Origin of the sequence: Rhodovulum tesquicola (assembly GCF_024128855.1) — a bacterium.
Classification (GTDB): Bacteria; Pseudomonadota; Alphaproteobacteria; order Rhodobacterales; family Rhodobacteraceae; genus Rhodovulum; species Rhodovulum tesquicola.
On sequence record NZ_JAMYDV010000001.1, the window covers coordinates 166,972 to 189,169 of the forward strand.

The 22,198-nt window shown below is 66.4% G+C and carries 21 protein-coding genes; 9 read left to right on the top strand and 12 right to left on the bottom strand.

The window, feature by feature from the left end; all coding sequences use genetic code 11:
• The first annotated feature begins 184 nt into the window (after positions 1-184).
• Entirely contained in the window at positions 185-841 is a 657-nt protein-coding gene (gene msrA, locus NHN26_RS00710) for a peptide-methionine (S)-S-oxide reductase MsrA (protein ID WP_435594155.1), read from the top strand.
• On the opposite strand, the gene NHN26_RS00715 is transcribed toward msrA, so the two are convergent.
• The 3 genes from NHN26_RS00715 to NHN26_RS00725 are packed head-to-tail and all read right to left on the bottom strand — an operon-like array spanning position 838 to position 4,654.
• Positions 838-1,698, bottom strand: a complete 861-nt coding sequence (locus NHN26_RS00715; RefSeq protein WP_253087615.1) for a ribokinase — start codon at positions 1,696-1,698, stop codon at positions 838-840. The two genes, msrA and NHN26_RS00715, sit on opposite strands and share 4 nt — an antisense overlap.
• Positions 1,698-3,956: an NADP-dependent malic enzyme gene (locus tag NHN26_RS00720; RefSeq protein WP_253087616.1), complete on the bottom strand. Its 2,259-nt coding sequence runs from the start codon at positions 3,954-3,956 to the stop codon at positions 1,698-1,700. Before NHN26_RS00720 ends, NHN26_RS00715 begins: the two co-directional genes overlap by 1 nt.
• On the bottom strand, positions 3,953-4,654 hold the full coding sequence (locus NHN26_RS00725) for a YrbL family protein (RefSeq protein WP_253087617.1): 702 nt from the start codon (positions 4,652-4,654) through the stop codon (positions 3,953-3,955). Before NHN26_RS00725 ends, NHN26_RS00720 begins: the two co-directional genes overlap by 4 nt.
• Positions 4,655-4,833: 179 nt before the next feature.
• On the opposite strand from NHN26_RS00725, the gene mutS reads away from it, so the two are divergent.
• Entirely contained in the window at positions 4,834-7,461 is a 2,628-nt protein-coding gene (gene mutS / locus NHN26_RS00730) for a DNA mismatch repair protein MutS (protein WP_253087950.1), read from the top strand.
• Here mutS and NHN26_RS00735 read toward each other — a convergent pair.
• Positions 7,458-8,003 carry a nucleotide exchange factor GrpE gene (locus tag NHN26_RS00735; RefSeq protein WP_253087618.1) on the bottom strand — a complete coding sequence of 182 codons (546 nt, stop codon included), beginning with the start codon at positions 8,001-8,003 and terminating at the stop codon, positions 7,458-7,460. The two genes, mutS and NHN26_RS00735, sit on opposite strands and share 4 nt — an antisense overlap.
• Before the next feature lie 3 nt (positions 8,004-8,006).
• On the bottom strand, positions 8,007-9,047 hold the full coding sequence (hrcA, locus tag NHN26_RS00740; RefSeq protein WP_290442766.1) for a heat-inducible transcriptional repressor HrcA: 1,041 nt from the start codon (positions 9,045-9,047) through the stop codon (positions 8,007-8,009).
• Positions 9,048-9,196: 149 nt separating this feature from the next.
• Here hrcA and rph point away from each other — a divergent pair, with 149 nt between their 5' ends.
• From rph to hemW, 3 genes are read left to right on the top strand one after another with little or no spacing between them, the layout of a single operon-like run.
• Positions 9,197-9,913 (top strand): ribonuclease PH, encoded by a 717-nt coding sequence (gene rph, locus NHN26_RS00745; RefSeq protein ID WP_253087619.1) that lies wholly within the window; start codon positions 9,197-9,199, stop codon positions 9,911-9,913.
• A 3-nt stretch (positions 9,914-9,916) separates the two neighbouring features.
• Positions 9,917-10,525: an RdgB/HAM1 family non-canonical purine NTP pyrophosphatase gene (gene rdgB, locus NHN26_RS00750; protein WP_253087620.1), complete on the top strand. Its 609-nt coding sequence runs from the start codon at positions 9,917-9,919 to the stop codon at positions 10,523-10,525.
• Entirely contained in the window at positions 10,515-11,678 is a 1,164-nt protein-coding gene (hemW, locus tag NHN26_RS00755; RefSeq protein ID WP_253087621.1) for a radical SAM family heme chaperone HemW, read from the top strand. Before rdgB ends, hemW begins: the two co-directional genes overlap by 11 nt.
• A gap of 6 nt (positions 11,679-11,684) precedes the next feature.
• Here the strand turns inward: hemW and NHN26_RS00760 are convergent, their stop codons facing one another.
• From NHN26_RS00760 to NHN26_RS00790, 7 genes are all read right to left on the bottom strand, one after another.
• A complete protein-coding gene (locus tag NHN26_RS00760) occupies positions 11,685-12,599 on the bottom strand; it encodes a ParB/RepB/Spo0J family partition protein (RefSeq protein ID WP_253087622.1) in 915 nt (304 codons plus the stop codon).
• A gap of 16 nt (positions 12,600-12,615) precedes the next feature.
• Entirely contained in the window at positions 12,616-13,425 is an 810-nt protein-coding gene (locus NHN26_RS00765) for a ParA family protein (RefSeq protein WP_253087623.1), read from the bottom strand.
• Positions 13,418-14,038 carry a 16S rRNA (guanine(527)-N(7))-methyltransferase RsmG gene (rsmG, locus tag NHN26_RS00770; RefSeq protein ID WP_435594156.1) on the bottom strand — a complete coding sequence of 207 codons (621 nt, stop codon included), beginning with the start codon at positions 14,036-14,038 and terminating at the stop codon, positions 13,418-13,420. The genes NHN26_RS00765 and rsmG overlap by 8 nt, the downstream gene beginning before the upstream one ends.
• Positions 14,035-15,900, bottom strand: a complete 1,866-nt coding sequence (gene mnmG, locus NHN26_RS00775) for a tRNA uridine-5-carboxymethylaminomethyl(34) synthesis enzyme MnmG (RefSeq protein WP_253087624.1) — start codon at positions 15,898-15,900, stop codon at positions 14,035-14,037. The genes rsmG and mnmG overlap by 4 nt, the downstream gene beginning before the upstream one ends.
• 12 nt (positions 15,901-15,912) lie before the next feature.
• A complete protein-coding gene (gene mnmE / locus NHN26_RS00780; protein WP_253087625.1) occupies positions 15,913-17,202 on the bottom strand; it encodes a tRNA uridine-5-carboxymethylaminomethyl(34) synthesis GTPase MnmE in 1,290 nt (429 codons plus the stop codon).
• A gap of 22 nt (positions 17,203-17,224) precedes the next feature.
• On the bottom strand, positions 17,225-18,496 hold the full coding sequence (gene rho / locus NHN26_RS00785; RefSeq protein ID WP_253087626.1) for a transcription termination factor Rho: 1,272 nt from the start codon (positions 18,494-18,496) through the stop codon (positions 17,225-17,227).
• 115 nt (positions 18,497-18,611) lie between these two features.
• The gene (locus NHN26_RS00790) at positions 18,612-19,061 is read right to left on the bottom strand and encodes a CopD family protein (protein ID WP_132696029.1); all 450 of its coding nucleotides are present in this window, start codon (positions 19,059-19,061) and stop codon (positions 18,612-18,614) included.
• A 423-nt stretch (positions 19,062-19,484) separates the two neighbouring features.
• Between NHN26_RS00790 and NHN26_RS00795 the strand changes: the two genes are divergently transcribed.
• From NHN26_RS00795 to dnaQ, 4 genes are read left to right on the top strand one after another with little or no spacing between them, the layout of a single operon-like run.
• Entirely contained in the window at positions 19,485-20,087 is a 603-nt protein-coding gene (locus tag NHN26_RS00795) for a Maf family protein (protein ID WP_253087627.1), read from the top strand.
• Positions 20,084-20,917, top strand: coding sequence for a shikimate dehydrogenase (locus tag NHN26_RS00800; RefSeq protein ID WP_253087628.1), 834 nt, complete (start codon positions 20,084-20,086; stop codon positions 20,915-20,917). Before NHN26_RS00795 ends, NHN26_RS00800 begins: the two co-directional genes overlap by 4 nt.
• Positions 20,914-21,513, top strand: a complete 600-nt coding sequence (coaE, locus tag NHN26_RS00805) for a dephospho-CoA kinase (protein WP_253087629.1) — start codon at positions 20,914-20,916, stop codon at positions 21,511-21,513. The genes NHN26_RS00800 and coaE overlap by 4 nt, the downstream gene beginning before the upstream one ends.
• Positions 21,506-22,198 carry a DNA polymerase III subunit epsilon gene (gene dnaQ / locus NHN26_RS00810; protein ID WP_253087630.1) on the top strand — a complete coding sequence of 231 codons (693 nt, stop codon included), beginning with the start codon at positions 21,506-21,508 and terminating at the stop codon, positions 22,196-22,198. Before coaE ends, dnaQ begins: the two co-directional genes overlap by 8 nt.

The window sequence follows — 22,198 nt, forward strand, 5'->3', positions numbered from 1 at the left end:
CCCCCCCCCCCGCCGGGGGCGCTGCCCCCGGACCCCCGGGATATTTGAGGCCAGAAGAAGGAGGGGGACAGGGTGCGCCCGGGTCACCTGTGCCCTCCGCACGCATGGTCACGGGCTTGTGGCTTTCGGGATGGCCTGAACCGGGCTTATCCTTTCGCCCGGAAGGAGTCCGGGAAAGATGCGCATGCGTGACACTCTCAAGCCGCTGGTGCTGGCGGCAGCAATCGTTCTGGGCCTGACCGTCAGGCATCCGGGGGCGCAGGCGGGCGAGATGCAGACCGCGATCGTGGCGGGGGGATGTTTCTGGTGCGTCGAGGCCGATTTCGAACGGGTCGCGGGGGTGGCGGAGGTCGTGTCGGGCTATACCGGCGGGACGGTGGCGAACCCGACCTATCGGCAGGTCACCGCGGGCGGCACCGGGCATTACGAGGCGGTCCGCATCGTCTATGACCCGCAGGTGATCAGCTATGAGCAGATCCTGTCGCTGTACTTCCGCTCGGTCGATCCGACCGATGCGGGGGGCCAGTTCTGTGATCGGGGCGAGAGCTATCGGACGGCGGTTTTCGTCTCTGATCCGGCGGAAAGGCGGGTTGCCGAGACTGCCAAGGCCGAGGCGCAGGCCGCATTGGGGCAATCGGTGGTGACGCCGATCCTGGAGGCCGCGCCCTTCTATCCGGCCGAGGAGTATCATCAGGATTATTACCGCAAGCGGGACATCGTGATCACCCGCTTCGGCCCGAAATCCAAGGCCGAGGCCTACAAGCTGTATCGCGAGGGCTGCGGGCGCGACGCGCGGGTTCGCGCGCTTTGGGGCGATGCCGCGCCCTTTGCCGGATCCTAGGCGCGGGCGAGGAACGCCTCGACCTCTGCGCGTGGTGGCATGGCGTCGGCGGTGCCCGGGCGGGTGATCTGGATTGCGGCGGCGGCGCTGGCATAGCGCAGCGCCTCGGGACGGGTGAGGCCGCGATCCAGCGCCGCGACGAGCGAACCGATTAAACAGTCGCCCGCCCCGGTGGTATCGACCGGGGTTACCGGGAAAGCGGGCATCGAGAGGGTCCGGCCGTCGAACCGCCAGACCGCGCCGCGTGGGCCATCGGTGACGATGATCTCTGGCCCGTCGATCCGGCCCGGTGCGGCGCGCATCTGGGCGTCCTCGACCGCGTTGAGCACCAGAAGCGACAGATGCGGCAGGACAGCGCCCAGCGCCGCCAGATCGAAGGGCGCGGCGGAATAGACCACGCGCAACCCTGAAGCGGTGGCCAGAGCGGCCGCCTCGGCCTGGTGCGAGGTTTCGTTCTGGAGGAGAAGCGTGTCGTCCCGCCCCGCCCCCGCCAGCGCGTCGGCGATCCGGCCAGCATCCTGCTGCATGTTCGCACCGGGCAGGATCACGATGGCATTCTCGCCATCGGGTGCGACATTGATGATCGCATGGCCCGTGGGCGCGTCGCAGATCGCGATGTGATCGGTCTCGACCCCGAAGCGCGCCAGCCGCTGCACCGCCCAGTCGCCATCCGCGCCGACCGCGCCGATATGGACCACGCGGGCCCCTGCCCGTGCCGCGGCGACCGACTGGTTCGCGCCCTTGCCGCCCAGACCGCGCGTCAGGCCGGTGGCGGCAAGGGTTTCGCCCGGCGCGGGCAGATGCGGGACCGCGTAGACATGGTCCGCGTTGATCGAGCCCAGGCAGTAGACCGTCACTAGCCGACCTCGCAGGCGGCCAGAAGCGCCATGTTCAGGATGTCGTTCACCGTCGAGACGGTGCCGCAGACCTGGATCGGCTTGTCGACACCCGCAAGGATCGGCCCGATCACCGTGGCCCCCGCCATCTCCTGCATCAGCTTGACCGAGATCGAGGCCGAGTGGCGCGCCGGCATCACGAGGATGTTGGCGGGGCCCGTCAGGCGGCAGAACGGATATCGGGCCATCGCCGCGGGGTTCAGGGCGACGTCCACGGTCATTTCGCCGTCATACTCGAAATCGACGCCGCGCCGGTCCAGCACCTGGGGCGCCATGTGCATCTTGGTCGCGCGCTCGGACACCGGATAGCCGAAGGTCGAGAACGACAGGAAGGCGACACGGGGTTCCAGACCCAAGCTGCGCGCAACATCCGCCGCCCGCTCGGCGATGGTGGCAAGGTCCTCGGGCTCGGGCCATTCATGCACCAGCGTGTCGGCGATGAAGACGATCTTGCCCTTGTTCAGCAGCGCGGTCACGCCGACCGCCCCGTCCTGCGCCCTAGCGTCGAAGACGTGGTTGATGAGTTCCAGCACATGGGCGGACTTGCGGGTCGCGCCCGTCACCAGCGCATCGCCATGGCCATGCGCCAGCATCAGCGCCGAGAACACATGCCGGTCGCGCGTCGCCAGCCGGTGGATGTCGTGGGTGTCGAAGCCCTTGCGCTGCAGCCGCTGGTAAAGGAACGCGCGATAGGACTCAAGGTGGCGCGTGTTGGCGGCGTTCACCACCTCGAGCTCGCGATAGGCATCTCCCAGCCCGGCCTGTTTCAGCTTTTCCTTGACGTCATGTTCGCGGCCCACGACCAGCGCCTTGCCATAGCCGGACCGTTGATAGGCGACCGCAGCGCGCAGCACGCGCTCATCGTCGCCCTCGGCAAAGATCATCCGGGCCTGCGCCGCCTTGGCCCGCGCGGCGATCCCCGACAGCACGGACGCCGTGGGGTCCATCCGCGCCTTGAGGTTGTGGCGGTAGGTGTCCATGTCGACGATCGGGCGCCGCGCCGCGCCCGTGTCCATGCCCGCGCGGGCGACGGCGGGCGGGATCGTGTAGATCAGCCGCGGGTCAAAGGGCGTCGGGATGATGTAGTCGCGCCCGAAGCTCAGCTTCTTACCATAGGCCATGGCGACCTCGTCGGGCACGTCCTCGCGGGCAAGCTCGGCCAGGGCTTCGGCGCAGGCGATCTTCATCTCGTCATTGATGGCGCGGGCATGGATGTCCAGCGCGCCGCGGAAGAGATAGGGAAAGCCCAGGACGTTGTTCACCTGGTTGGGGTAGTCGGACCGCCCGGTGGCCACGATCGCATCGGGCCGGATCGCATGCGCCTCTTCGGGCGTGATCTCGGGGTCGGGGTTGGCCATGGCGAAGATCACGGGGTTGTCCGCCATCGAGGCCAGCATTTCGGGCGTCACCGCGCCCTTGACGCTGACGCCCAGGAAGACGTCGGCGCCCACCATCGCCTCTTCCAGCGTGCGGGCGTCCGTGTTCGCCGCATGGGCCGATTTCCACTGGTTGATGCCCTCGGTGCGGCCCTGCCAGATCACGCCCTTGGTATCGCAGGCGATGCAGTTGTCGTGCTTCGCCCCCATCGCCTTGATCAGTTCCAGGCAGGCGATGCCCGCCGCCCCCGCCCCGTTCAGGACGATCCGGCAGTCCTCGATCTTCTTGCCGGTCAGGTGCAGCGCGTTGATCAGCCCCGCCGCACAGATCACCGCCGTTCCGTGCTGGTCGTCGTGGAAAACGGGAATGTCCATCTCTTCCTTGAGCCGCTGCTCGATGATGAAACATTCCGGTGCCTTGATATCCTCGAGGTTGATGCCCCCGAAGGTCGGCCCCATTAGCTTGATGGCGCGGATGAGCTCCTCGGGATCCTCGCTGTCCAGTTCGATGTCGATGGCGTTCACGTCGGCGAACCGCTTGAACAGGACCGCCTTGCCCTCCATCACCGGCTTGGCGGCCAGCGCGCCCAGATTGCCCATGCCAAGGATCGCCGTGCCGTTCGAGATCACCGCCACCATGTTGCCCTTGGTGGTGTAGTCATAGGCGGTTCCGGGTGCGTCCGCGATCGCCTGCACGGGCACCGCGACGCCGGGGGAATAGGCCAGGCTCAGATCCCGCTGCGTGGTCATGGGCTTGGTGGCCACGATCTCGTATTTCCCCGGAACGGGCTCGATATGGTAGCTCAGCGCCTCTTCGGGGGTGACGCGGTTGTTGTTGCTCAAAGGGCAGTTCCTTCACGACTTTGGGGCAGGCGGAATTCGCGGGTGCCGACATCCCAAACCAGTCGGCCGGGATTCGTAAGGGCCGCGAAACGGCGGTTGAGGCTTCGGGTATTCATCCAGCGGGCCCAGGACCTGACCGGGATCAGGTGACTGTCGCCCAGACCGTCGATCAGGACGAATTGCTCCACTCCGCCGCGATGGCCCAGAACGATATTGCCGGGGTTGAGGTCGTTGGCGCGGATGTGCAGGGTGTAGATGCGGCGTACGAAATTGTTCAACAACTCGAGATGCCGCGCGTCGAACGCGCCAGAGGCCAGCAAGCGGCGCAAGGTCGGGCCCGGATTTCCGTCACGGTCGCAGACATTCTCGACGATCATCCCCAGCCCCAGATCCGTCTGCACAAGCCCGCGCAGTTCGGAGATCGGAAGCGGTCCGGAATCGTCGGATTGCGCGATCTTGGCGCGCAGGTAGCAGGCGTATTCGCGGAACAGGAAGCGATAGGCCAGCGACGGGAAAAGCTGCCGGAGAAGGCGCTTGGCGGGCATGACCCGCCTCTGGGCGCTGGCGCTCAGCAGCACCTTGACGAGGATCCCCGGATGGTCCTCGACAGGATAGATCGCACGCCGGTTGCCATGTGCAATCGGTTGCTGCCCCTTCAATTGCAGGGGCTTTTCGACAATCAGCATATCGGATGCCACGGGCCTCCTCCTCGAACCCGCGGACATTACAATGGGGTCTCGGACGCGACAACCGACGAAAGGCGGGCCTTGCGCCACCGGCAATGGCGCTTCCCCTTGCAGGGGCTCTTGTCTAGTGTCCCGCCGAACCAGCAATGCGGGAGGGTCTGTTGGATAGCGCGCCGGGCAGCGTCACGCCGATGATGGCGCAATATCTGGAGATAAAGGCGGCGCATCCCGGGGCGCTGTTGTTCTACCGGATGGGCGATTTCTACGAGATGTTCTTTGACGACGCCGTGGCGGCGGCCGAGGCGCTGGACATCGCGCTGACGAAACGCGGCAAGCATCAGGGACAGGACATCCCGATGTGCGGCGTGCCGGTCCATTCTTCCGAAAGCTACCTGCTGACCCTGATCCGCAAGGGGTTTCGCGTCGCGGTCTGCGAGCAACTGGAGAATCCGGCCGAGGCGAAGAAGCGCGGCTCCAAGGCGGTCGTGAAACGCGACGTGGTGCGGCTGGTCACCCCCGGCACGCTGACCGAGGAGTCGCTGCTGGAAGCCCGGCGGCACAATTTCCTCGCGGCCTTTGCCGAGATGCGGGGCGCGGGGGCGCTGGCCTGGGTCGATATCTCGACAGGTGCCTTCCGGGTGACGGACTGCCCGCCGGTCCGGCTGGGGCCGGAACTGGCCCGGCTGACCCCGCGCGAGGTGCTGCTGAGCGATCCGTTCGAGCCGGGTTGGGCCGAGATAGTGACTGAATCCGGCGCCGCGCTGACGCCGCTCTCGCGGGCGAGTTTTGACAGCATGTCGGCCGAAAAACGGTTGGCCGCGTTGTTCGGGGTGGACACGCTGGACGGGTTCGGCGCCTTCGGCCGGGCGGAACTGTCGGCCATGGGCGCGCTGGTCGATTACCTGGAGATCACCCAGAAGGGCAAGCTGCCGCTGCTGCGCCCGCCGGTGCGCGAGGCTGCGGGCGGCAGCGTACAGATCGACGCGGCGACGCGGCGCAACTTGGAGCTGACCGCCAGCCTGTCGGGCGGGCGCGACGGCAGCCTGCTGCACGCCATCGACCGCACCGTGACCGCGCCGGGCGCGCGGCTGCTGGAACGACGGATCTCCAGCCCCTCGCGGGATCTGGCCACGATCCACGCCCGGCTGGCGGCGTTGCGCTTGCTGGTCGAGGATGCGGGGCTTTGCAATGCGCTGCGCGATGCATTGCGGAGATGCCCCGACATGGACCGCGCGCTGTCCCGCCTTGCGCTGGACCGGGGCGGCCCGCGCGATCTGGCGGCGATCCGCAACGGTCTGGCGCAGGCGGGCGCGGTGGCCTTGCACCTGTCGGGCGATCTGCCGGGGCTGCTGGCCGAGGCGCGCGGGGCGCTTCTGGGCCATGACGACCTGCACGATCTGCTGGACGCCGCGCTGATCGCCGAACCGCCGCTTCTGACCCGCGATGGCGGCTTCATCGCGCCGGGCCACGATGCCGAGCTGGATGAGGCGCGGAAGCTGCGCGACGAGGGGCGCGGGGTGATAGCGGCGATGCAGGCCGAGTTCACGAGGGAAACCGGGATCGGGTCGCTGAAGGTCAAGCACAACAACGTGCTGGGCTATTTCATCGAGGTCACCGCCACCCATGCCGAGCGGATGCTGTCGCCCCCCATGTCGGAACGCTTCATCCACCGCCAGACCACCGCGAATGCGGTGCGGTTCACCACGGTCGAACTGTCCGAACTGGAAACCCGCATCCTGAACGCGGGCAACCGGGCGCTGGAGATCGAAAAGCGGCTCTATGACGGCCTGAAAGCCGCCATTCTGGCCAAGGCCGGGCCCGTCGCACAGGCCGCCGCGGCGCTGGCCGAGATCGACCTAGCGGCAGCGCTGGCCGACCTTGCCCGGGGCGAGGACTGGTGCGAGCCCAAGGTGGATGACAGCCGCGCCTTCGCGATCGAGGGCGGGCGGCATCCGGTCGTGGAGCGGGCGTTGCGGCGGCAGGGCGGCACACCCTTTGTCGCCAATGACTGCGCGCTGTCGGATGGTGCGGAGGGCGCAGCGATCTGGCTGCTGACGGGGCCGAACATGGCGGGGAAATCGACCTTCCTGCGCCAGAACGCGCTGATCGCGCTCTTGGCGCAGGCGGGCAGTTTCGTGCCTGCGGCCCGCGCCCATATCGGGCTGGTCTCGCAATTGTTCAGCCGGGTCGGCGCGTCCGACGATCTGGCGCGGGGGCGGTCGACCTTCATGGTCGAGATGGTGGAAACCGCCGCGATCCTGAACCAGGCCGATGACCGCGCATTGGTGATCCTGGACGAGATCGGGCGCGGCACGGCGACCTGGGACGGGCTGTCGATCGCCTGGGCGACGCTGGAACATCTGCATGACGCGAACCGCTGCCGCGCGCTGTTCGCCACCCATTACCATGAACTGACCGCGCTGGCGCACCGGCTGGCGGGGGTCGAGAACGCGACCGTGGCGGTCAAGGAATGGCAGGGCGACGTGATCTTCCTGCACGAGGTGCGCAAGGGGGCGGCGGACCGGTCCTATGGCGTGCAGGTCGCGCGCCTGGCCGGGTTGCCCGAGACGGTGATCGACCGCGCCCGCACCGTTCTGGACACGCTGGAACGCGGCGAGCGCGAGGGCGGCCGGCCGCAGATTGCGCTGATCGACGACCTGCCGCTGTTCTCGGCCACGCGCAGCACAGCGCCCGCTGCTGCCCCGAAGGCCCCCTCGCCGCTCGAAGAAAGGCTCGCCGGGGTGCATCCCGACGAGCTGACACCGAAACAGGCGCTGGAACTGGTCTACGAGCTGAAGGCGCTTGCCCGCGGCGACTAGGACGCGGGCGAGGACGAAACGCCGACCTGCGCGGGCCGCAGCAACCGGTCATGCAGCATGAAGCCCACGGTCATCACCTGGATGATCTCGCCCGCCCTGGTGCCGGGGACCGGCGCCTCGAACATGGCCTGGTGCTGCTGCGGGTCGAACGGGTCGCCGGGTTCGGGCGAGATCCGCTCGATCCCGTGCTTGGAGAACACGTTCAGCAATTCGCGAAGCGTGAGTTCCACACCTTCGAGGAACGCCTTCTGCGCCTCGCGCTGTTCCTCGGTCACGATATCCAGCGCGCGCGACAGGTGGTCATAGACCGGCAGGATGTCGCGGGCGAACTTGGCCCCGCCGTAATTCTCGGCCTCGCGCCGGTCGCGGTCGGCCCGCTTGCGCGAGTTCTCGGCATCGGCCAGCGCCCGCATGAAACGGTCGCGCAGCTCGTCGCGCTCGGCGCGCAGGGCCTCGATCTCGGCCTCGGGCGCCAGCCCCTCGGCCGCGGCATCCTCGGCGATATCGTCGATCTCGATGTCGGTCTTTTCTGGTTGTGCCATGCCTTATCCCTTGCCCCGGTCGGAAATCAGCTTTCCGACCAGCTGTGCCGTATAGTCCACGATGGGCACGATCCGCCCGTAGTTCAGCCGGGTCGGCCCGATCACGCCAACGGCTCCGATGATCTTCCGGTCAGCGTTCATATATGGAGAGACCACCAGAGAGGAACCCGAAAGTGAAAAAAGCTTGTTTTCGGAGCCGATGAAGATGCGCACGCCCTCGCCTTCCTCGGCAAGCTCAAGGAACTCGACGATGTCGCGCTTGCGTTCCAGATCGTCGAACAGGGTGCGGATGCGGTCCAGTTCCTCGGCCTCGGCGCTGTCGGCCAGCAGATTCGCCCGGCCACGCACGATCAGCCGCTCATGCGGCTCACCCTCGTTCTCCCAGACGGCAAGCCCGGCCTCGACCATCACGCGGGCCAGTTCGTTCAACTCGCGGCGACGGCGCGCGATCTCGACCTGCATCACGTCGCGCAACTCGCTGAGCGTCTTGCCGGCGGCCAGGGCGTTCAGGAAATTCGCCGCTTCGCGCATCGAGGACGGCGTCTGGCCCGGCGCGGGCTGGAAGATGCGATTCTCGACATGGCCATCGGCAAAGACCAGAACCGTCAGCGCCCGATCGGGGGCAAGGCTCACGAACTCGATATGCTTGATCGGCGCCTCGTATTTCGGCGCCAGGACCAGCGACGCCCCCCGCGTCACGCCCGACAGCGCCGCGCCGACCCGGTCCAGCATCACGCCCACATCGCGTTCGTTGCTGCCCAGCGTCGCGTCGATCTTTTCTCGATCCTCGCTCTCGAGTTCGCGCATCTCCAGCAGGCCATCGACAAACATGCGCAGGCCCAGCTGCGTCGGTATCCGCCCGGCCGAGACATGCGGGCTGTCCAGCAGTCCCAGGAATTCCAGATCCTGCATCACGTTGCGGATGGTGGCGGCGCTGACCTTCTCGCTCATGCTGCGGGTCAGCGTGCGCGAGCCGACCGGATCGCCGGTTTCCAGATAGCCCTCGACCACGCGGCGGAACACCTCGCGCGAGCGGTCGTTCATCTCGTCGAGAAGTCTCGGGGTTTCGGTCACCTTGGGCAGCTTTCCTGAGAGGCGGAGCAATTAAAGGACAGGTCGCGCTTGCGTCAATCGGGCTTGCATCATGGCCCCTCTCATGGGAGCAAAGCGCCGAACCCGAGAGAGGATATCCCATGCGCCCGTCTGGTCGTGATGTAAGCGAAATGCGCCCCGTTTCAATCGAGACCGGCGTGACGAAACATGCCGAAGGGTCGTGCCTGATCCGGATCGGCGATACCCATGTGCTGTGCACCGCCTCTCTGGAAGAGCGCGTGCCGCCCTTCATGAAGAACTCGGGCCTTGGCTGGGTGACGGCGGAATACGGGATGCTGCCGCGCGCGACCACGACGCGGATGCGGCGCGAGGCGTCGGCGGGCAAGCAGGGCGGGCGCACGGTGGAAATCCAGCGGCTGATCGGGCGGTCCTTGCGGGCCGGTGTCGACCGGGTCGCGCTGGGCGAGCGGCAGATCACCGTCGATTGCGACGTGATCCAGGCCGATGGCGGCACCCGCTGCGCGGCGATCACCGGCGGCTGGGTCGCGCTGCGGCTGGCGGTGAACAAGCTGATGAAGACCGGCGAAGTGATCTCGGACCCGATGACCGATCCGGTCGCGGCGGTGTCCTGCGGGATCTATGCCGGACAAGCCGTGCTGGATCTGGACTATCCCGAGGACAGCGAGGCGGGCGTCGACGGGAATTTCGTGATGACCGGCTCGGGTCGGCTGATCGAGGTGCAGATGTCAGCCGAGGGCGCCACCTTCACGCGCGAGCAGATGGACAAGCTGCTGGGGCTGGCCGATGCCGGTGTCGCCCAGCTGGTCGCGGCGCAAAGGGCCGCGGTCGGAGCCTGAGCGATGCGCCGTTTCACGGGCAACCGGCTGCTGGTGGCGACCCATAACCGGGGCAAGCTGGACGAGATCGCGCATCTGCTGGAGCCGCACGGCATTTCCGTGGTCGGCGCGGCCGAGATGAACCTGCCCGAACCCCCCGAGACCGAGGACAGTTTCATCGGCAATGCCCGGATCAAGGCCCATGCCGCCGCCAGGGCAACCGGCCTGCCCGCCCTGGCCGATGACAGCGGACTTTCGGTCGATGCGCTGGGCGGTGCGCCGGGGGTGCATACGGCGGATTGGGCCGAAACAGGGTCTGGTCGTGACTTCGGAATGGCGATGGAACGGGTCTGGCGCGAGCTTCAGGCAACCGGGACGCCAGCGCCCTACTCCGCGCGGTTTTCCTGCACCTTTGTCCTCGCCTGGCCCGATGGGCAGGACGAGGTCTTCGTGGGCGAGGTTCCCGGCCGCATCGTCTGGCCCGGCCGCGGCGATCAGGGGCATGGCTATGACCCGATCTTTCAGCCCGACGGGTTCGACGTGACCTTTGCCCAGATGGACCGCTGGGCAAAGAACCGGATCAGCCATCGCGGCCGCGCCTTCGAAAAACTGGTGCAGGCCATTGGCGGCTGAGGACTGGCAGGCGGGCGGCTTCGGGCTTTATGTCCACTGGCCGTTCTGCCTGTCGAAATGCCCCTATTGCGACTTCAACTCCCATGTCGCGGCCAGCATCGACATGGGCGAATGGCAACGCGCCTACCTGTCCGAGATCCGCCGCATCGGCGCAGAAACCGGCTCGCGCACGCTGAACAGCGTCTTTTTCGGCGGCGGCACGCCCAGCCTGATGGCACCCGACCTGGTGGCCGCGATCCTGGACACCGTGCGCGCGACATGGCCCTGCGCGAACGACATGGAAGTGACGCTGGAGGCCAATCCCGGCTCGGTCGAGGCGGGCCGGTTCGCCGGCTATCGCGATGCGGGCGTGAGCCGGGTATCGCTGGGCGTGCAGGCACTGAACGATGCCGATCTGCACCGCCTGGGCCGGTTGCACTCTGCCGCCGAGGCGCGCGCCGCCTTCGACATCGCGCGCAGCACGTTCGAGCGGGTGAGTTTCGACCTGATCTATGCAAGGCAGGACCAGACTCTGGCCGATTGGCAGGCGGAACTTGGTCAGGCGCTGGCGATGGCCGTCGATCACCTGTCGCTTTACCAGCTGACGATCGAGCCCGGCACGGCCTTCGGCGACCGGCACGCACGGGGCGGGCTGCGCGGCCTTCCCGATGACGACCGCGCCGCCGACATGTATCTGGCCACGCAGGAGATCTGCGCCGCCGCTGGCCTGCCCGCCTATGAGGTGTCGAACCACGCCCGCCCCGGCGCAGAGTCGCGCCACAACCTGATCTATTGGCGCTATGGCGATTATGCCGGGATCGGCCCCGGCGCCCATGGCCGCCTTACGTTGGACGGGCAGCGCTGGGCAACGGAAACACCACTTGCCCCGGCCGAGTGGCTGGACCGTGTGGCGCGCGACGGGCATGGCGAGGCGCCGCGGACAGCGCTTTCCCCGCAGGAACAGGCCACGGAATACCTCATGATGGGGATGCGGCTGACCGAGGGGCTATCCCTTGTGCGGTATCAGCGCCTTGCCGGGCAGCCGCTGGACGCCAGCCGGATCGCAGGGCTAGAGGCGCTTGGCCTGATCCGATGCGAGGGCGACCGCTTGCGGACCACAGATGCCGGTCGCGCGGTGCTGAACGCGGTGATCCGCGAGCTTCTGCCGGACTGACCTGCCCTAGCCGAAGTCGCTGCCGCGCGCGGAACTCAGCGCGCCGCAAAGCCGGTCCAGATCGTCGAGACTGCGATAGCCGATCACCAGCCGCCCCGAGCCGTCGGCGGAATGCTCGATCGAGACCTTCATCCCCAGATTGGCCGACAGATCCTGTTCCAGCGCGCGGGTATCGGCATCCTTTTCCGCCGCCCCGCCCGCCTTGCGCGGCGCGCTGGGCGGATCGGCCGTGCGCTTGGCCAGTTTCTCGGTCTCGCGCACCGACAGCCCGCCCGCGATGACCTCTTGCGCCAGCCGCACCGGGTTTTCGGTGGTGATCAGCGCCCGCGCATGGCCCGCGCTCATCCGCCCATGACGAACATGGTCCAGCACCTCTTCGGGCAGTTGCAGCAGCCGCAACAGGTTGGCGATATGGCTGCGGCTCTTGCCCAGCGCCTCGGCCACCTTGTCCTGGGTGTGGCCGAACCGGTCCATCAGTTGGCGATAGCCCATCGCCTCTTCGACCGCGTTCAGGTCGGCGCGCTGGATATTCTCGATGATCGCGATTTCCAGCACCTCGATATCGTCGAGGTCGCGCACGATCACCGGAACCTCGTGGGTCTGCGCCATCTGGCAGGCCCGCCAGCGGCGTTCGCCCGCCACGATCTCGAATCGCCCCTCGGTCCGCTTGCTGGGGCGGACGATGAGGGGCTGAATTACACCCTTCTCGCGAATCGAGGCGGCGAGCTCCTGCAACGCCTCGTCCGAGAATTGCCGCCGCGGCTGGTCCGGATTCGGTTCCAGCAGGTCGAGCGTCACGATCTGGTCGGGCTTGCCGCGCGGCGCCTCGCCCCGCTCCGGCACGGGGTCGATCTGCACATCCGCCATCAGCGCCGACAGACCCCGGCCGAGGCCCCGCTTGCCCGTGTTCTTCAGGGTCATCGGCAATCTCCCAACATCATGCGGTTACCGCTGGTTTAAACCCCAATATCTCGCGTGCCAAGGCCCGGTAGGCCTGCGCGCCCTTGGACATGGGATCGTAGCTCAACACCGGCATCGAAAACGATGGCGCTTCACTCACCCGCACGTTCCGCGGAATCACGGTCTGGAATACCAGATCCCCCAGATAGGCCCGCGCGTCATTCTCGACCTGCTGGGACAGGTTGTTGCGGCGGTCGGTCATTGTCATCACGACCCCCTCGATTCGCAGCGAGGGATTCGCGGTCTGGCGCAGCTCGCGAATCGTCAGCATGAGTTGCGACAGCCCCTCGAGCGCGAAGAACTCGCTTTGCAGCGGCACCAGAACCGAATGCGCGGCAACCATCGCGTTCACCGTCAGCAGGTTCAGCGAGGGCGGGCAATCGATCAGCACGAAATCCAACCCATAGGCGTCGATCGCGGGCTGGCGCAACGCGTCATGCAGCAGGAAACTGCGCTTTTCATTCGCGACCATCTCGATATCGGCCGAGCTGAGATCGGTGGTTCCGGGCGCGATCAACAGGCCGTCGATCTCGGTCTTCACCACGATCTGATCCAGCGGTGCCTCTTCCAGCAGCAGGTCATAGGTGGTGCGCGCGCGCTGTCCGGCCTCGATCCCCAGCCCGGTCGAGGCGTTGCCCTGCGGGTCGATATCGACGATCAGCGCCTTGCGGCCCTCTTCGACCAGCGCGGCGGCCAGGTTGATCGCGGTCGTGGTCTTGCCGACGCCGCCCTTCTGGTTGGCCACGGCAATGATCTTCGGGCCTTTGGGACGCGTCGGATCAGACACGGGCGATGCCTCCGATTTTCAGGATGACGGCCTGGGGGTCGGTCGTGCTGGGGATCTTCTGAACTTCGAACCGCCAGGATACAAGCGCCTCGTCCAGTTCTTCGTCATGGCGCGCGCCTTTGGGAAAAAGCGCGATCCCGCCATGCGCCAGATGCCGGTCGGCAAAGTCCAGAAGCTGGCTCAACGGCGCCAGGGCGCGTGCCGAGATCACGTCCGCCTGTCGCGATGGCACGGTCTCGATCCGGCTTGCGAAAACGGTCACATTATCAAGACCAAGCTCCTGCGCCGCCGTCCGCAGGAACACGGCCTTGCGCTGATCGCTTTCGATCAGGTCAACCGCCAGATCCGGCGCGCCTTGGGCGGCGAGGATCGCGATGACCAGGCCGGGAAAGCCGCCGCCGCTGCCCAAGTCGGTCCAGCGTCGTGCGCCATTCGGTAAATGTCCGAAAAGCTGCGCGGAATCAACGATATGTCGGATTTCCAGAACGTCGAGCGTTGCGCGCGAAACCAGGTTGATCGCCGGGTTCCACTTCCGCAGCAGAGCAGCAAGGTGGTCAAGCCGGTCCGATGTTTCACGTGAAACATCGGAAATCCCCCCGGGCGACGCCATCATGCCGAGCGCCGGTCGATCTGCCGCAACCGGGCAAGGATCAGCGTCAGGGCGGCCGGTGTCATCCCCTCGAGTCGCGCCGCCTGCGCCAGGGTTTCCGGTTGGGCCGCCATCAACTTGCCCTTCAACTCGTTCGACAACCCGTCGATCCGGTCATAGGGGAAATCATTCGGCAAGGCATGCGCCTCGTCGCGCCGCATCGCCTGCACGTCCTGTTCCTGACGGCGGATGTAATTCGCATAAAGCGCGTCCCGCTCCAGCTGGGCCGCAACCTCTGCATCCACCGCTGCAAGGGATGGGTCCAGCGCCAGGAGATCCGCAAAGCGGACGTCAGGAAAGGCCAGCAGGTCGAAGCCGCTGCGCCGGTTTCCATCGGCATTCACCCTGATTCCGGCCGCCGATATCTCGCGCGGCGTGAGCGACATGGCGTCCAATTGTCCCCGCACCCGCGCCATCCGCTCCATCTTGTCAGCAAAGACCTGCGCGCGCTCTTCCCCGATGCACCCCAGTTCCAGACCCAGCGGGGTCAGCCGCTGATCGGCATTGTCGGCCCGCAAGGACAGCCGGAACTCGGCCCGCGAGGTGAACATCCGGTAGGGTTCGCTGACGCCGCGGGTCACGAGATCGTCGATCATCACGCCGATATAGCTGCTTGTCCGGGTGAATTGCGCCGGGCCCTCGCCCCGCACATGGCGCGCAGCATTCAGCCCCGCGACCAGCCCCTGCGCCGCGGCCTCTTCATAGCCCGTGGTGCCGTTGATCTGCCCGGCAAGATACAGCCCCGGCACGTCGCGCAATTCCAGCGTGCTGCGCAGCGCGCGGGGATCGACATAATCATACTCGATCGCGTAACCGGGTTGCAGGATCACCGCGTTCTCAAGCCCGGCGATGGAGCGGACATAGGCCTGCTGCACCTCTTCGGGGAGCGAGGTCGAGATACCGTTGGGATAGACGGTCGGATCGTCCAGCCCCTCGGGTTCGAGGAAGATCTGATGCGAGTCCTTCTCGGCGAACCGCACGATCTTGTCCTCGATCGAGGGGCAATAGCGCGGCCCGACCCCTTCGATATGCCCCCCATACATCGCCGAGCGCGACAGGTTCTGCCGGATGATCTCATGCGTTTGCGCATTGGTGTGGGTGATACCGCAGGAGACTTGCGGCAGGCGCAGCTCTTTGGAAAGAAAAGAGAAAAGCACCGGCTCTTGGTCGCCGGGCTGACCCTCCAGACGATCCCAGTCAATCGTGCGGCCATCCAGGCGCGGCGGCGTGCCCGTCTTGAGCCGACCCAGCGGCAGGCCGAAACTGTCGATCCTTTCGGCCAATGGCACGGATGGACGGTCGCCCATCCGACCGCCCGGGACCTGCCGGTCGCCGATATGGATAACTCCGCGCAGGAAAGTGCCTGTGGTCAGAACGACCGCGCCCGCGGCGATCTCCGCCCCATCCGCAAGGCGGAGACCGACGATCCGCCCGGCGGCTTCGATCAGGTCCGCAACCTCCGCCTCGAGAATCGTCAGGTTCGGCACGGCGGACAGCGCCGCCTGAACGGCCTCGCGATAGGCCCGCCGGTCAGCCTGGGCGCGTGGCCCCTGCACGGCCGGCCCCTTGCGGCGGTTCAACAGACGGAACTGGATGCCCGCGCGATCCGCGGCCTGTCCCATGATTCCGTCCAGCGCATCGACCTCGCGCACCAGATGGCCCTTGCCCAGCCCGCCGATCGCCGGATTGCAGGACATCACGCCAATCGCGTCGCGGCGCAGCGTGATCAGCGCGACCCGGACGCCAAGGCGCGCGGCGGCATGGGCGGCCTCGGCCCCGGCATGACCGCCCCCCACGACAACGACATCGAAGTCGCAATGTTTCACGTGAAACACTCCTCACTTCCCCAGGCAGAACCGCGCGAAGATCTCGTCCAGCACCTGCTCCACATCGACACGGCCGACAAGGGAATCAAGAGCACGAATTGCACGGTGCAGATCCTCGGCGGCCAGTTCCGCCGCGTCCATCCCCAGCGATAGCCGATTCTGCGCCTCGGCAATAGATTCGCCTGCGCGAAGCATCGCCAGACGATGCCGCTCCCGCGTGGCGGTTTCGGCACGGGCCGCGCGGGTTTCGAGGAATGCGGTGATCCGCGCGACCAGATCGCCAACGCCCTCGCCCGTCTTGCCGGACACCGCGAACTGCCCAGCCCCGACCAGATCCGCCTTGCCCCGCACGACGATATCCCCGGGCGCCGGTTCCAACCCCTCGATGCGCCCGGCCTCGTCCAGGAGAAAGACACGCAGATCGGCACTCCGCGCCCGGGCAATCGCACGTTCGATTCCGATCGTCTCGACCGCATCGGCACTGTCGCGCAGCCCGGCCGTGTCGAGGATCGTCACGGGCAGGCCATTCAGGTCCATCCGAACCTCGATCACATCCCGCGTGGTTCCCGCATGTTCCGACGTGATCGCCGCCTCGCGTCCGGCCAGATGGTTCAGAAGCGTCGATTTTCCGGCATTCGGCGGACCGACGATGGCGACCTCGAACCCATCGCGGATGCGCTCGGCCGCTGCGACCCCGGCAATTTCGGTGTTCAGCGAGCGGGCGACGCCTTGCAAGAGATCCGCCACTTCGGGCGTCACATCGACGGGCACATCCTCGTCTGCAAAGTCGATCACCGCCTCGAGCAAGGCCGCGGCCCGGATCAATGCCGCGCGCCAACCCTCCGCCTTTTCACCCAGCGCCCCGGACAGAACGCGCAAGGCCTGCCGCCGCTGCGCCTCGGTCTCGGCCTCCAGCAGATCGCCCAACCCTTCGACCTGGGCAAGATCGAGCACGCCGTTCTCCAGCGCACGGCGGGTGAATTCGCCAGGCTCGGCCATGCGCAGGCCATCCATTTCGCCCAATGTCCGCAACAGCGCGGTCACGGTCGCCGGGCTGCCATGGCAATGCAGTTCGACCACGTCTTCGCCGGTGAAACTGGCCCCCTTTTCGAAGCGCAGGACCAGCGCGCTATCCAGCACCTCGCCCTGCGCATCGACCAATCGGCGCAGCCCGGCCAGCCGCGCGGACGGCAGGGTCCCTGCCAGCGCGCGGGCCGCGTTCGGCGCCTGCGGACCGGAAACGCGGATGACGGCCACGCCGGCCTTTCCGCGCGCCGTCGCCAGAGCGAAGATCGTGTCCATTGGTCACCTCCGGGCGCAGCCCTCAGGTGTTCATCGAATCGAAGAATTCGGAATTGGTCTTGGTCTGCTTGAGCTTGGAGATCAGGAACTCGATGGCGTCGGTCGTGCCCATCGGGTTCAGGATACGCCGCAGAACGAAGGTCTTTTGCAGATCCTTCTGATCCACCAGAAGATCCTCTTTCCGCGTGCCGGATTTCAGGATGTCCATCGCCGGGAAGACGCGCTTGTCCGCCACCTTGCGGTCCAGAACGATCTCGCAGTTGCCGGTGCCCTTGAACTCTTCGAAGATCACCTCGTCCATGCGGCTACCGGTGTCGATCAGCGCCGTCGCGATGATGGTGAGCGACCCGCCCTCCTCGATATTGCGCGCGGCACCGAAGAACCGTTTCGGGCGTTGCAGGGCGTTGGCGTCCACACCACCGGTCAGCACCTTGCCTGAGGACGGCACCACGGTGTTGAACGCACGACCAAGTCTTGTGATCGAGTCCAGAAGGATAACAACATCTCGCTTGTGCTCGACCAGACGCTTGGCCTTTTCGATCACCATCTCGGCCACCGCGACGTGACGTGTTGCAGGCTCGTCGAAGGTCGAGGAAATGACCTCGCCCTTCACGGAACGCTGCATGTCGGTCACCTCTTCGGGGCGTTCGTCGATCAGCAGGACGATCAGATAGGTCTCGGGGTGGTTCGTCTCGATCGAATGGGCGATGTTCTGCAACAGCACCGTCTTGCCGGTGCGCGGCGGCGCAACGATCAGGGCGCGCTGACCCTTGCCGATGGGGGCCACCAGGTCGATGATCCGGGCCGAGCGGTCCTTGATCGTCGGATCCTCGATTTCCATCTTCAGCCGCTCGTCGGGATAGAGCGGCGTCAGGTTGTCGAAGTTGATCTTGTGCCGCGCGCGGTCGGGATCCTCGAAATTGATGCGCGTGACCTTGGTGATCGCGAAATAGCGCTCGTTCTCGCGCGGAGCGACCATGACGCCATCGACCGTGTCGCCGGTGCGCAATGAATGCTGCCGGATCATGTCGGGCGAGACATAGATGTCGTCGGGACCGGGCAGATAGTTCGCCTCGGGCGAGCGCAGGAAGCCGAAGCCGTCCTGCAACACCTCGAGCACGCCCTGGCCCGAGATTTCCCACCCTTCCTCGGCACGCTCCTTCAGGATCGAGAACATCATCTCGCCCTTGCGCATCGTCGAGGCGTTCTCGATCTCCAGTTCCTCGGCCATGGCGAGGAGATCCTTGGGGCTCTTGGCCTTGAGATCGGCGAGGTTCAGGCTTTCCTGGGTCATGGGAATATCGCGACAGGGGCACCCGGAGGCGCGGCTTGCGGAAAAGGGGAATGCGCGTGGCCGGACGGCCCGCTGACCGACGTCAATAGAACCCGGACCGGCCCGAGTCAATCTTTCAGAATTTCAGGACCACCGCGAAGACGATCACGAGCATCAGAAGCGTCGGCACCTCGTTCATCATCCGGTAGCTGCGCCCGGTGCGCGTGTTGGTGCCCGCGAGGAATTCCTTGCGCCGCAGGCCCAGCCACATGTGGAACCAGGTCATCCCGATCACTGCCGCGCCCTTGGCATAGGGCCAGACCGATCCCCAGTCGACGATGCCGGGCGTAAAGACCAGCGCAAGGCCGAACACCCAGACCAGGATGATCGAGGGATTCATGATGTAGCGGTAGAGCTTCATCTCCATGACCTTGAAAACCTCGTCGGTCTCGCTGCCCACGGCTGCGCGTTCGACGTGATAGACGAAGATCCGGGGCAGGTAGAAAAGGCCGGCCATCCAGGTCAGCACCACGATGATGTGCAGCGACTTGGTCCAGGGATAGTAGGACGCCAGGAACTCGGCCATTCTCTCACTCCAGCGCAGGATCCGATCGGGCCCCTTCTAAGGGAATAAGGAAAGAAAAGAAAAGATGATGTTTCTGTAGGGGCTGTGGGTTGTGGGGATTACCGATCCCTCCCCGACTCTGTCCACAGGGACACGGATGTTGAAAAGCGTGTTGGTATCTTCGGGACATCGGGGAGACATGATAAAAACCAATCTTTAACAATACTTTAGATATAGTTAATCCGATACGGATCTGTGGATGTCGGGGGATTGTTCCGGTCGGGGCGAGTCCCTCACAGGACCGGGATGCGACGATCCACCGTGGATCGACAGGGCCCTTGGCTTGACTTTTTCCCGACCGACCGGCACCTCGGAGGCTCTGGGGCGGCTTGTTCCATCACATGCGAAAACCGTTCCTACGCTTTTCCACAGGGTTCTACCGAGATGTCCGAACGCGTGATCCTTGCTTCCGGCTCGCCGATCCGGCGACAGCTTCTCGAACGGGCAGGTCTGGTGTTCGAGGCCATGCCGGTTGCCGTCGACGAGGCCGCGATCCGCGACGGTCTGGAGGCCGAGGGCGCCGCCCCCGCCGAGATCGCCGAGACGCTGGCCGCCTTCAAGGCCGAACGCGCCGCGGCCAAGGCACCCGAGGCGCTGGTGATCGGCTGTGATCAGATTCTGGCCCATCGCGGCCGGGTCCTGGGCAAGCCCGCCTCGATGGACGAGGCGCGCGCGCAATTGCGGGCCTTGCGGGGAGCCCCCCCGCATGAATTGCTGTCGGCCGTCGTCGTCTATGACGACCTCAAGCCGCTCTGGCGCCATGTCGGCCGGGTCAAGCTGACCATGCGCCCCTTCTCGGACGCTTACCTGGAGGACTATCTGAACCGCAACTGGCATGGCGTGCGTGACGCAGTCGGCGCCTACAAGATCGAGGAAGAGGGGATCCGGCTGTTCTCGCGCATCGAAGGGGACTATTTCGACATCCTGGGGTTGCCCCTTCTGCCGCTTCTGACCTTTCTGACCACGCGCGGAGCGTTGATGGCATGAGTGAAAAGATACCGCTGGCCGGGCTGATCGGCTCTCCGGTTGACCATTCCAAGTCACCGCTGCTCCATCGGCACTGGCTGGAACGCTACGGGATCCGGGGCTATTACATTCCCATGGATGTCGCACAGGCCGACCTGAAGGAGGTTTTGGCCGCCCTGCCGCGCATGGGTTTCGTCGGGGTGAACGTGACCATCCCGCACAAGGAGACGATCCTGGGCCTTGCCGATCTGGTGTCCGACCGGGCGGCGCTGATCGGGGCGGCGAACACGCTGATCTTCCGCGCCGATGGCAAGGTGCATGCCGATAATACCGACGGAATCGGCTTCATCGAGAACCTGCGCCAGGGCGCACCGGGCTGGGATCCGGCGGCGGGGCCGGCCGCGATCCTCGGCGCTGGCGGGGCCGCACGGGCGGTGATCGCGGCGCTCTCCGAACAGGGGGTGCGCGAGATCCGCGTCAGCAACCGCACCCGATCCCGCGCCGAGGCGCTGCGCGCCGAGTTCGGCCCCAAGATCGTCATCCATGACTGGGTGCAGGCTGCCGGAATGATCGAGGGCGCGGCGACCGTGGTCAACACGACCTCGCTGGGCATGGTCGGCAAGTCGGAGTTCCGCGTGCCGCTGGATGCGCTCAGCCCGGGCGCGGTGGTCTCGGACCTGGTCTACACGCCGCTCGAAACCACATTCCTCGCCGAGGCGCGGGCGCGGGGCTGCATCGCGGTGGACGGGCTGGGCATGCTGCTGCACCAGGCCGCGCCCGGTTTCGAACGCTGGTTCGGCCGCCGTCCCGAGGTGGATGCCGCCGCCCGCGCGGTGTTGCTGGCGGAATGAGCGGGCGTCCTTTCCTGCTGGGCCTGACGGGATCCATCGGGATGGGGAAATCGACGACCGCGGACATCTTCCGCGTGCTGGGCGTGCCGGTCTGGGATGCCGATGCGGCTGTTCACCGGCTCTATGGCCCGGGCGGAGCCGCCATTCCCGCGATTGCCGCGCTTTGCCCCGACGCGGTCGGCCAGGCGGGTGTGGACCGTGCCACGCTCAAGGACTGGATCGGGCGCGATCCATCGGCGCTGGCCCGGATCGAGGCGGTGGTGCATCCGCTGGTAGCCGCCGACCGGGAAGCGTTCACGAAGGCGCATGCCGACGCGCCGGTGCTGGTGCTGGATATCCCCCTGCTGTTCGAGACCGGTGCCGAGGACTGGCTTGACGCGGTGCTGGTCGTGACCGCCGCGCCCGAGGTGCAGCGCGCCCGCGTCTTGTCCCGCCCGGGCATGACCGAGGCGCAATTCGACCTTCTGCTGTCGCGGCAGATGCCCGATGCCGAGAAACGCGCCCGCGCCGACCATGTCATCGAGACGCGCAGCCTTGAACAGACCCGCGCCGAGGTGCAAGCCTTGCTCGACAAGCTGAGGGAAAACCATGCGTGAGATCGTTCTCGACACCGAGACCACAGGCTTCGAGCCGTCCGAAGGCCATCGCATCGTGGAAATCGGCGCGGTCGAGCTGTGGAACCACCTGCCCACGGGGCGGACCTATCACCAGTACATCAATCCCGAACGCCCGATGCCGCCCGAGGCGTTCCAGGTGCATGGGCTGGGCGACGACTTCCTGCGCGACAAGCCCGTGTTCCGGCTGGTGGCCGCCGAGTTCCTGGAATTCGTCGCCGAGGCGCGGCTGGTGATCCACAACGCCGCCTTCGACATGAAGTTCCTGAATGCCGAACTGGGCTGGGTCGGCCTGCCCGCGATCCCGTGGGAACGGGCCCTGGACACGCTGGCGATGGCACGGCAGAAATTTCCGGGCTCGCCCGCCTCGCTGGATGCGCTGTGCCGACGCTTCGGGATCGACAACTCGGCGCGCGAAAAGCACGGCGCGCTCCTCGATTCCGAGATCCTGGCCGAGGTCTATCTGGAACTTGTCGGCGGGCGGCAACCCGACCTTGTGCTGTCTTCAGGTCCGGCGGCCGGGACCGACGCCGCGACGGGCGGAGAATGGCGCCCTCGCCCCCGTCCAAAATCGCTGCCCCCCCGTCTGACAGAGGAGGAGGCAGCGGCGCATGCCGCCTTTGTCGAGGGTCTGGGTGACAAGGCCCTCTGGCGGCAGTTCGGATAG